Origin of the sequence: Moorena sp. SIO1F2, from assembly GCF_010672755.1 — a bacterium.
GTDB lineage: Bacteria > Cyanobacteriota > Cyanobacteriia > Cyanobacteriales > Coleofasciculaceae > Moorena.
Genome location: NZ_JAAHFV010000226.1, coordinates 1 through 10,778 on the forward strand (window position 1 = coordinate 1; position 10,778 = coordinate 10,778).

The window sequence follows — 10,778 nt, forward strand, 5'->3', positions numbered from 1 at the left end:
TCCGGGGTCAGGGAAAATTGGGAAGTTGCCTGAGAGGATGGCTGTTGACTCCAAGAGTTCAGTCCTCCTATGCCAGCATTAACAACCTAGCCTCTGCTTGGGATTCTAGGGATAGAGGCACATGTACTGCCATCTGGTCGCCATCAAAGTCCGCATTAAACGCTGGACAGACTAAGGGGTGCAGTTGAATGGCACGACCTTCTACCAAAATAGGTTCAAAGGCTTGAATTCCTAGTCGGTGTAGAGTTGGGGCTCGATTTAGCATCACCGGGTGACCTGCAATCACTTCTTCGAGTACGTCCCACACAGTGGGATCTCCCCGTTGAATCAATTTTTTAGCTGCTTTGATGTTATTCACCAAACCCTGACGAATCAGGCGGTGAATCACAAAAGGTTGAAACAGCTCAATCGCCATCTCTCTGGGCAAACCACACTGGTGGATATGCAGGTTTGGGCCGACTACAATCACTGAGCGTCCGGAGTAATCCACCCGTTTTCCTAGCAGGTTTTGCCGGAAGCGACCCTGTTTACCTTCGATAATGTCAGAGAGGGACTTCAGGGGTCGATTGTTTGCCCCTACGACTGTCCGTCCTCGCCTGCCATTGTCAATCAGGGCATCCACAGCTTCCTGAAGCATCCGCTTTTCATTGCGGACAATGATTTCAGGTGCCAGAATTTCCTGCAACCGGGCTAGTCGATTGTTGCGGTTGATGACTCGTCGATAGAGGTCATTCAAGTCAGAGGTAGCAAAGCGACCCCCATCCAGTTGCACCATCGGTCGCAGGTCGGGGGGAATGACAGGGATGACACTCAGCACCATCCAATCTGGCTGAGCCCCGGTGCCAATAAAGTTGTCAATCACTCGCAACCGTTTGATTAGCTTAGCTCGCTTTTGACCTTTAGAAGCGGCAATTTCTTCTCGCAGCTTTTCTGCGATCGCGTCTAAATCCAAATCCTGTAGGAGTCGTTGCAGAGCCTCAGCCCCAATCCCCACGTCTACCCCAGATAGATCTGAGTCTTCGCTATAGAGCTGCTCCTCGATTTCCAGCCATTGGTCTTCGGTGAGCAGCTGTTTATAGCTGAGGTTTTCCGCATTACCTGGGTTTAGTACTACGTAGGCGTTGAAGTAGACAATCTGTTCTACATCCCGCAGGGGCATATCAAGCAAAATACTGAGGTAGCTAGGAATACCTTTGAGATACCAGACGTGAGCCACGGGTGCGGCTAGTTTAATGTATCCCATACGGTGACGCCTTACCCGGGACTCGGTCACTTCCACACCACAGCGTTCACAGACAATACCTCGGTGGCGCACCCGCTTGTACTTACCACAATGGCATTCCCAGTCTTTAGCTGGACCAAAGATGCGCTCACAGAACAGCCCATCCATCTCTGGTTTGAGGGTGCGATAGTTAATGGTTTCTGGCTTAGTCACTTCACCTACCATTTGACCGTTGGGAAGAGTCCTTTCTCCCCATTGACGAATTCTCTCAGGAGAGGCAATACCAATTTTTACGTAGTCAAACCGCTGTTCTATTTGGCTTTTCATAATTTTGTCATTTCCCTATTCACAGACACTCCTATAGAGCCACCTTTTAGGCTTGTTCTTCTTCCAACTCTTCCTGGTTGAGGGATTCATAAGTTGGTGAGCGTGGTGTGCGATGGCGTTCTGAATCGGTCATTAAATCCACTTCCATATCATTGCTACTACCATCTTCTGTGGTTTCCACTTTGTGAACAGCTATGTCGAGTCCTAAGGATTGGAGTTCTCGCATCAGTACCTTGAAGGATTCGGGAGTACCAGGTCTGGGAATGGCTTTTCCTTTCACAATGGCATTGAGAGCTTCGTTGCGGCCTTGCATATCGTCTGATTTGACAGTGAGCAATTCTTGGAGGGTGTAAGATGCTCCAAATGCTTCTAATGCCCATACTTCCATTTCCCCAAAGCGCTGACCACCTTGTTGGGCTTTACCTCCCAATGGTTGCTGGGTGACTAGGGAGTACGGTCCGGTGGAGCGAGCGTGAATTTTATCGTCTACCAAGTGGACGAGCTTGAGCATATAGGCTTGCCCCACTGTGACTGGTTGGTCAAAGGCTTCTCCGGTACGACCATCGTATACAGTAATTTTTCCAGCATGGTCGGGATTAAATACCCACTCTTTACCAGGTTGATCACTGGCTTCTTTAAGCTTGTTATGGACTGTGAGGCGGGATGCTTCTGCGCCGTACATTTCGTCGAAGGGAGTAAGCTTAAATCGGGCATTCAGGTGTTCCCCAGCCCATCCTAATAGACATTCAAATACCTGACCCACATTCATCCGACTGGGTACTCCCAGGGGGTTGAGTACAATATCTACAGGTGTACCATCCGGCAGGTAGGGCATATCTTCGATGGGCAAAATCCGGGAAATAATTCCTTTATTGCCGTGACGACCTGCCATTTTGTCACCAACCTGGATTTTCCGTTTCTGAGCCACATATACACGCACTACCATGTTGGCTCCCGGTGGCAGTTCATCCCCTTGCTCTCTGGTAAATACCCGCACATCTACCACACGCCCTTTTTCACCATTGGGGACTCGCAGAGAATTGTCCCGTACATCCCTAGCTTTTTCCCCAAATATAGCTCGCAAGAGTTTTTCTTCTGGTGGCTGGTCTGATTCCCCCTTGGGAGTAACTTTCCCCACCAAGATATCCCCAGCTTCTACCCAGGCTCCAATCCGAATGATCCCGGTTTCATCTAACTGACGCAGGGCATCTTCCCCCACATTGGGAATTTCTCGGGTTATTTCCTCCGGACCTAGTTTAGTCTGTCGCGCTTCTATTTCATACTTTTCAACGTGAATACTGGTGTAGACATCATCGTAAACTAGCCGTTCACTAACCAGGATGGCATCTTCGTAGTTATAGCCTTCCCAAGGCATATAAGCGACTAGAATATTTTGTCCGAGGGCGATTTCACCCCCTTCTGTAGCAGAGCCATCTGCCAGTACCTGACCGGCCACCACTTCATCTCCTACATACACCAAGGGTCGTTGATTTAAGCAGGTATCTTGGTTAGAGCGCTGATACTTTTGGAGGGAGTATTCAATAATTGCTGGGGTTTCTTTTGGTTGGATAGGGCTAGGAAATTCTAACTCATTCTCATTTCCCTTTTCCCCTGGCAGGGCTGGGGTATCTGTAGCTGGGGTATCTTTGATGGTGGTTTGATAAGGCTGTAACCGAATTGTGTTGGCATCGACATACACCACCTCACCATCACAGGCAGCCACCACGACCATACCTGAGTCTCTAGCAGCCTGGGCTTCCAATCCTGTTCCCACTAAGGGGCGCTCAGGTCGAAGCAATGGCACAGCTTGCCGCTGCATATTTGAGCCCATCAGAGCTCGGTTAGCATCATCATGTTCTAAGAAGGGAATTAGAGAGGTCGCAACGGAGATAATTTGCACTGGTGATACCGCCACATAGTCCACTTGGTCAGGGGTGGTGGTGGTGAATTCTTGTCGATATCGGACTGGTACAGACTCTCCCAGGATATAACCTTCCTGATCTAAGGCAATATCACCTGGTGCTACCCTCAGGTCATCTTCTTCATCTGCGGTCATGTACAAGGGCGGTCGGTCTTTTAGGACTCGCCCATTTTCTACTGGGTAAGAAGGAGTTTCAATGAAACCATAATTATTCACCCGAGCGTGGGTTGCCAATGAGCCAATCAGACCTGCATTGGGACCTTCTGGAGTTTCAATGGGGCAAATTCTGCCATAGTGAGATGGATGAATATCCCGCACTGCAAAACCTGCCCGTTCGCGAGTTAACCCCCCAGGACCTAGGGCAGACAGACGCCGTTTATGGGTCAATTCAGCTAATGGATTGGTCTGGTCCATAAACTGGGACAGCTGAGACGAGCCAAAAAATTCCTTAATCGCTGCTACTAGAGGTTTAGGGTTTACCAATGATGCTGGGGTAAGGGTATCGGATTCTGAAACGGTCATCCGTTCTCGAATAATCCGCTCTAGGCGATTTAGTCCCACCCGCACTTGGTTTTGCAACAGTTCACCAACAGAGCGCACTCGGCGATTCCCTAGGTGGTCAATATCGTCTGTGCTACCAATGTCAAATTCCAGGTTGATTAGGTAATCAATTGCCCCGAGTATGTCTTGGGGGGTCAATACCCTTACGGTGTCAGGAATATTCAGTCGTAGTTTTTTATTGATTTTGTAGCGACCGACCCGACCTAGGTCATAACGCTTCTGGTCAAAGAAACGGGATTCCAATAACTGCTGACCACCACTAACAGTAGGAGGTTCCCCAGGACGAAGCTTGCGGTACAGCTCAAGCAGGGCTTCTTCTTCACTGGGGTTCCCTTCTTTGTCAAGGGTTTTTTGATAGTAGTCTGGATGGCGCAGAGCATCTATAATCTCACTATCACCAAGCCCCAAGGCTTTTAAAAGCACTTGTGCAGACAGTTTACGGGTTTTGTCGATGCGCACCCAAACTAAGTTATTTTTATCGGTTTCAAACTTCAACCAAGCACCCCGGTTGGGAATCAAGGAGGCTGAGTAGGTACGACGTCCGTTTTTATCAGTTTCAGACTTGTAGTAAACTCCAGGAGAGCGAACAATTTGGTTAACAATGACTCGCTCAGCACCGTTAATGATAAATGTGCCTCGGTCTGTCATCAGAGGCAAATCACCGATGAAGACTTCTTGTTCCTTGATCTCCCCAGTTTCTTTATTAATCAGGCGGGTATGAACGTACATTTGTACGGCATAGGTACTGTCTCGCCGCTTGGCTTCATCCACATCATATTTAGGAGACTTAAGCCTGTAGTTTTTACCCAAGAAGTGCAGCTCCATTTTGCCAGTGTAGTCGGTAATCGGCGAGAAGCTATTGAGTTCTTCAATTAGCCCCTCCTCCAAGAACCAGCGAAAGCTAGCACGCTGAATTTCAACTAAGTCTGGCAACATATAGGTAGCTGTTGTGTAAGTCTGATTAGTCATGGGGTCTGTTCTTCACTCTTTTTAAGTCAGCGCCGATTTTGATTCCCTTCCCAAGGCAGTACTTGTACTTGAACAATTGCTTAAAACTTGGGTTCGAGCTAATAGATACTAGATCAACTGTTAGAATTGACACTCCCACAGATAAAGTAAACGTGGAATTCTTAAGCTGAACACCTGCGACCTCAGGTAACCCTACTCTAGGTATAGGATGTTCATAGTTTTGAATCAAATGGCTTAGAGTGCCTTTAATCTTCAACTTCTCGCGCATCCATCTGTGGGATTTTAAACCATGTCTATTACTAGATTGACAGAAACTCAGGCATCAGGAAAACAACAAAAACACTATACTGGACTATACTGGACTTGGAGTAATTGCTCCCAGTGCTAGTTGTGGTTTTTACACTTGTCACCGTCGATGTGCCCTGCCCTACACATGGGTTGTGCTTAGGGTGTGCTTAGCTGGAGACTAAAACCGTTGTGGGGCTTATCGTTGGGTTAGTTGTCTTCAGAATACCTAGGGTAGCATCTGATTCCACTTTTGTCAACCATCCCTCGGTAAGCCTCTTCCAAAAGTACTATTCAAAGAGTCGGAGAGTCGGATTATTTCCTGTTATTTCCTCTTATAGGTGTTCACCGCAAGCCTAGGAGTCTCCGCATTATTCTCTTTCTACTGAACCATAGCAGAGTAAGGGATTTGAGATTATCAAGAACCTACCTTTAGGTTTTCCCCTTTCAGGTCTGGTTGAGATTTACCCAATCCCTATTTTTCCAGCAGTTGCTGTTGATAGGCTAAGACCAAAAAGCTGACAGGCATTTTGGGTGGTCTGAGCAGCCAACTCTTCTAGAGATATCCCTCGTAATCCGGCAACGCACTCGGCTACATAGCGGACATAGGCTGGTTCATTTCGTTTTCCTCGCTTGGGGACTGGTGCAAGGAACGGACAATCCGTTTCGATGAGTAAGCGATCGCTAGGTACCATGGTGGCTGATTCTTTTACCTGAGTGGCATTCTTAAAGGTCACAATGCCACTGAAGCTTATGTAAAACCCCAAATCCAAAAACCACTGTGTCTGTTGAGGATTACCTCCCCAACAGTGCATCACACCTCTGATTGAGCCGGTACTTTCCCAAAATTCTTGCAGTATGCCCCTCATTTCTGAAGCAGCATCACGGCAGTGGATAATCAGTGGCAAGCCGAGTTGGTGGGCAATCCCTAGTTGGGCTTTGAACACTTCTATTTGGTGTTGTTGGTTCTTTGCTTTATATAAATCCAAACCGGTTTCTCCGATAGCTACGACCCTAGCATCAGAGCGCGCTAGGGTCAAAATCTGATTTTCCGTTTCGGAAGTCCATTTTTCGGTATCTAAGGGGTGCAAGCCTACCGCGAAGGAGATTTCGGGAAATCGCTCTGCTAGAGCTTGGATGCCTGTAAACTCAGACGGTTCTACGCAAGAGTGAACTAGACGAACCACACCAGCTTCTAGCCATCGGTGCCGTAATTGCTCTAACTCCGACTCAAAGACATCGAAGTTGATATGGACGTGGGTATCAATCAACTGCATCAATACAGTTTTTAATCTATTTATCTATTTTTAGTTTAATTTACAGCGGTTTTTGCTCAACTCATCACCACTTAGCGCTCCGCCAGCTGAGTGAGGCAATTTGATCATACAGCAGGTGATTCGGTCACAGTAGCGTTAAGTTGAGCCTCTATAGCTTTGAGCTTTTTGGCAAGACTTGCTTTTTTCCGAGCGCCATTATTGCGATGGAGCACCTTACGCTTGACAGCCTTGTCAATTTTGCTGTATGCTTCTGACATTCGACGTTTGACTTCTTCCAAGGCTTCCGGACTTGGTTGGCGTTCGTACTCTTCTAAGGCAGCACAATAGTTCTTGGTCAGCGTTTTCACCGCTGATTTGTAGGCTTTGTTCCGAATTCGGTTCCGTTCGGCGATTTTTATGCGTTTGAGGGCAGAATTGTTATTAGCCACAGCAGTGTTTACTTAACTTATATTTAGTTTGGGAGTTACATCCCATATAAAATGGTATGATACCAGAAATAACATCATACCATATATAATACTAAACTAGTATCAACACCCATAGCGTAACCCAAGCATCACCCTCTTTAAGCTATATTCTTAAAGTAAGTCCAGGAAACATAGACACCTTTGATCAGGATAAGTGTATAAACCTGGTCTAGGACGAGCAACACTAGCGTGATGGGCACTCCGACTCCATGCTGCGAATCATAACTGAGCAGGCTGAGGCACAAACTGAACTGCGACGTATCCGCGATCGCACGGCTTCTGACCAAATCCTGAACAAAGAGGCAACTGTAAGGGAAGTTTTACAGGCAGTGAAGCGCCAAGGAGACGTAGCGCTCCTGCACTACACTGAGGAATTTGATCAGCTGAGATTGAGTCGAGAACAACTGCGAGTCAGCGGTTCGGAACTAGATGCGGCTTACCAACAGGTCTCCAAGGAATTACTGGATGCGATTCAATTAGCCGCCAGACAAATCGAGGCATTTCATCGACAACGAGTTCCCAAATCCTGGGTGCAATTTGGTGAAGATGATGTGGTTTTAGGGAAGCGCTACACTCCTGTAGATAAGGCTGGACTATATGTTCCTGGAGGTAGGGCGTCCTATCCCAGTACTGTGTTAATGAATGCTATTCCAGCCAAGGTAGCTCAGGTTAAAAAAATTGTAATGGTCACCCCACCAAGACCTGATCAAAGCATTAATCCGGCTGTGCTTGTGGCTGCTCAGGAAGCTGGTATTGATGAGATTTACCGGGTAGGTGGTGCCCAAGCAATAGCCGCCTTAGCCTTTGGGACCGAAACCATTCCCAATGTGGATGTGATTAGCGGTCCGGGGAACATTTACGTAACCCTAGCCAAGAAACTGGTTTACGGTATTGTAGGGATTGACTCCCTGGCTGGTCCTTCTGAGGTATTAATTATTGCAGATCAGGGAGCTAATCCAGTTCATGTGGCTGTCGATCTATTGGCTCAGGCAGAACATGACCCAATGGCAGCAGCAATTCTCCTGACCACTGATGCTCAATTAGCCAAACAAGTGCAGGTGCAAGTGCAGCAGCAACTAAAAGACCATCCACGACGCCTGTTGACAGAAAAAGCGATCGCTCACTATGGTCTAATCGTTGTTGTTGATTCTTTAGAAGTGGCAGCACAACTGTCTGATGAGTTTGCTCCAGAGCACTTAGAACTAGAAATTACCCAACCTTGGGACTTACTAGACTATATCCACCACGCTGGGGCAATTTTCTTGGGTAAGTCAACCCCTGAAGCAGTAGGTGATTACTTAGCTGGACCAAATCACACCCTACCAACTTCAGGTGCTGCTCGTTATGCTTCTGCCTTAGGTGTGGAAACCTTTATGAAGCACTCCAGTTTGATTCAGTATTCCGACCGAGCCCTCCATAAAGTGGCTGGTGCTATTGAGACTCTTGCTGAAGCAGAAGGTCTACCATCTCACGCTGACTCTGTGCGCTTACGAACTCAGCTTAATGCTGGGGAGTCAAAGGGAGTAGAACAATAATATAACAATCATCTAGTTAAAGCTATGTCAGTACTCAGGTAGTTACTGATTGCCCAGAATTTAGAATTTAGAATTTAGAATTAGTTGATTTTTCATTCTTAATTCTTAATTCTTAATTCTTCATCCTTAATTCTGTATTGTTACTGTTTAGCACGGAAAATCCCAAAAACTGAGGTGAAGCCGTGCAAAAACGTACTACTGCCTACTGGTCCAATTTCCCCGTTACAGAAGAAGCCCGCTAGCTGAATATCCTTGATGTAACGGTGGAACATTTGGGAATCAAAATTAGGTTTACCGTAAAGCCCTTCTCCTCGCCCCAAACAGGAAAACATCAAAGCACCAGCAGCTTGAGTGGTGTTAGTTTTCTTTTGATAGTCCTCAAGAAGAAGTGCCAAGTCTTCCTCTGAAGTTTGAGCATCTCTGAGGTGGAACTGAATACGTTGACCGGGTCGAATCCGATCAGCAATAGCGATCGCACCAATCCTCGGATCTACACCTAACAGATTGCGGATCAGAAAGTCTCCGGGATCCAACTGTTGTTTAAACTCATCTCGGGCAACTCCCACAAAGAGTGAATGTTGTGCCAGCTTACGGTCTGCCTCATCCATACTTTGGATTAACTCGCGCAACACCATTAATGGGGGATGGGATGCTGGCTCAGCGGTGGTGATCTTGCCTGGCTCAAGGGCTGTCAATTCCAGCAGGATATTCTGGTCTGCTTTAGTCACCTGATAGGTTTGACCGATAGGACGACAGCCTTGAGCAACAATGGTTTCTAATAGAATATTGCCGCTTAGAGCAACCCCCACAGTTCCTTCATGGTAAAGAGACTTTGCCACTTGGGTCTGGTCTTTCAGGCAAAACAAGCCATTCTTAACCATCATAGAGCTACCACTAGCCACTCCTCCTACCTTGACTGACCCTGGATAAGCATAATCCAACCCTTGGAGCAAATCATTAATTTTAGATGACGAGGGGTCAGAGAATAAAATAAACTGGGGCTGCTCTTGGGGGGAAATGCCAATCAAGTCCACCCAAGCATCAGGAGGACTATCCAAATCTGGCAAGGCATCTCCAGAGATATGAAAGCTCTGGACACTAACATCAGGCAAACAGGCTAGGCTGAGGCTTAGGGCTGGTACTCCCTCAACTTCCACAGGTAACCCATTGGTGTTCATCCCAATGATGCCACTCCCACCACAACCAATCAGCACGGGTAAAGACAATCGTTCCTGGAGCAGGGGGATGAGGCGAGGATACTCACTGGCATAGGCAGATGAGATGAACACCAGACCCAAATCTGCTTTTGAAGGCAAGGACTTTTCAAGGCAGTCTGCCACTTCGGCCACTGCCGCTTCTAATGATGCACGGGTTGATAGAGCATTTGCCCACTTGATCACATTAGCCATCTATTCTACCTATTTCACTCCCGATACCATTCCCTATTGAGGGGATTGGCCACTCCTCAAGGTTTTATGATAACGGTGAATTACCACAGACTTCCACTAAGCCTTACCTGATAATGACCAGAGGATTTGTTGTGGGACACTAAAATTAATATAACGTAATCTAAGTTAGTGTTTATCCAAAGAAGCGCGTTAGCGCGGTTAGAAACTGTTTTTCTTAAGGCGCGCGGCTCCTTAAGAAATCTCCCTAGATCTGCCTAACTATCAATCGTTGCCATATTAGCCATCCCCTCTACTGCAATTTAAGGTAACAATTCCTAATATAGAGGGATAAATCAGACAGGATCCCTTAAATTCGCAGTTCCTCTAACTCGAAGTCCTTCCTCAAGTCAGCCATGGTAAGAAGGGTAATGGCTAAAGGTGACTTCCACCCCAACCACCCTATTAAGTTAGCCCGGTGCGCTTGACCCATTAAGAATTAAATTCCCATGATTGTCGCACCGCTATGTCAAGATCTGTCGATTAAAAGGGGAATGGGTTAAGAGTTATATAAGTGGTGTAAGCGATTAGGGGGTAAGGGAAAATTGGGAGAACCTTAAAAAATAAAGAACAAATTTGTGTTATAGCATGTCTTTTGCTTTAACCTAAGAAATTAGAGTAGCTAATTGTAGCGCTCTTAGTTAATTCCCTGGTAATTTCTGGTTAATCCAGAATTTCCTAGCTAAGATGCAGGTAATGGACATTAGTCCGCTGGTTGTAATGGTCACGACACCTACGAATCACCGCCAGGGCTACGAACTGGCGGTGA

The 10,778-nt window shown here is 46.8% G+C and carries 5 protein-coding genes and 1 pseudogene; 1 reads left to right on the top strand and 5 read right to left on the bottom strand.

The features are described from left to right. Positions 1 to 70 precede the first annotated feature (70 nt). From F6J94_RS22750 to rpsT, 4 genes and pseudogenes are all read right to left on the bottom strand, one after another. Positions 71 to 1,549: pseudogene (locus tag F6J94_RS22750) on the bottom strand (DNA-directed RNA polymerase subunit gamma); the annotation flags it as partial. Between the two features lie 46 nt (positions 1,550 to 1,595). After that, a complete protein-coding gene (locus tag F6J94_RS22755) occupies positions 1,596 to 5,000 on the bottom strand; it encodes a DNA-directed RNA polymerase subunit beta (protein WP_293044392.1) in 3,405 nt (1,134 codons plus the stop codon). 749 nt (positions 5,001 to 5,749) lie between these two features. Continuing rightward, positions 5,750 to 6,562 carry a TatD family hydrolase gene (locus F6J94_RS22760; RefSeq protein ID WP_293044394.1) on the bottom strand — a complete coding sequence of 271 codons (813 nt, stop codon included), beginning with the start codon at positions 6,560 to 6,562 and terminating at the stop codon, positions 5,750 to 5,752. A gap of 104 nt (positions 6,563 to 6,666) precedes the next feature. Further along, the gene (rpsT, locus tag F6J94_RS22765) at positions 6,667 to 6,990 is read right to left on the bottom strand and encodes a 30S ribosomal protein S20 (RefSeq protein WP_293025781.1); all 324 of its coding nucleotides are present in this window, start codon (positions 6,988 to 6,990) and stop codon (positions 6,667 to 6,669) included. Positions 6,991 to 7,238: 248 nt separating this feature from the next. Between rpsT and hisD the strand changes: the two genes are divergently transcribed. Continuing rightward, positions 7,239 to 8,564, top strand: coding sequence for a histidinol dehydrogenase (gene hisD / locus F6J94_RS22770; RefSeq protein ID WP_293044396.1), 1,326 nt, complete (start codon positions 7,239 to 7,241; stop codon positions 8,562 to 8,564). A gap of 140 nt (positions 8,565 to 8,704) precedes the next feature. Here hisD and F6J94_RS22775 read toward each other — a convergent pair whose 3' ends face one another. Next, the gene (locus F6J94_RS22775; RefSeq protein WP_293025746.1) at positions 8,705 to 9,973 is read right to left on the bottom strand and encodes an FIST N-terminal domain-containing protein; all 1,269 of its coding nucleotides are present in this window, start codon (positions 9,971 to 9,973) and stop codon (positions 8,705 to 8,707) included. Positions 9,974 to 10,778 lie beyond the last annotated feature (805 nt).

Bases quoted from the DNA above. Each gene is read 5' to 3' on its own strand.
- F6J94_RS22775 (WP_293025746.1), bottom strand. From the start codon at position 9,973: ATGGCTAATGTGATCAAGTGGGCAAATGCTCTATCAACCCGTGCATCA.
- hisD (WP_293044396.1), top strand. From the start codon at position 7,239: ATGCTGCGAATCATAACTGAGCAGGCTGAGGCACAAACTGAACTGCGA.
- F6J94_RS22755 (WP_293044392.1), bottom strand. From the start codon at position 5,000: ATGACTAATCAGACTTACACAACAGCTACCTATATGTTGCCAGACTTA.
- F6J94_RS22760 (WP_293044394.1), bottom strand. From the start codon at position 6,562: ATGCAGTTGATTGATACCCACGTCCATATCAACTTCGATGTCTTTGAG.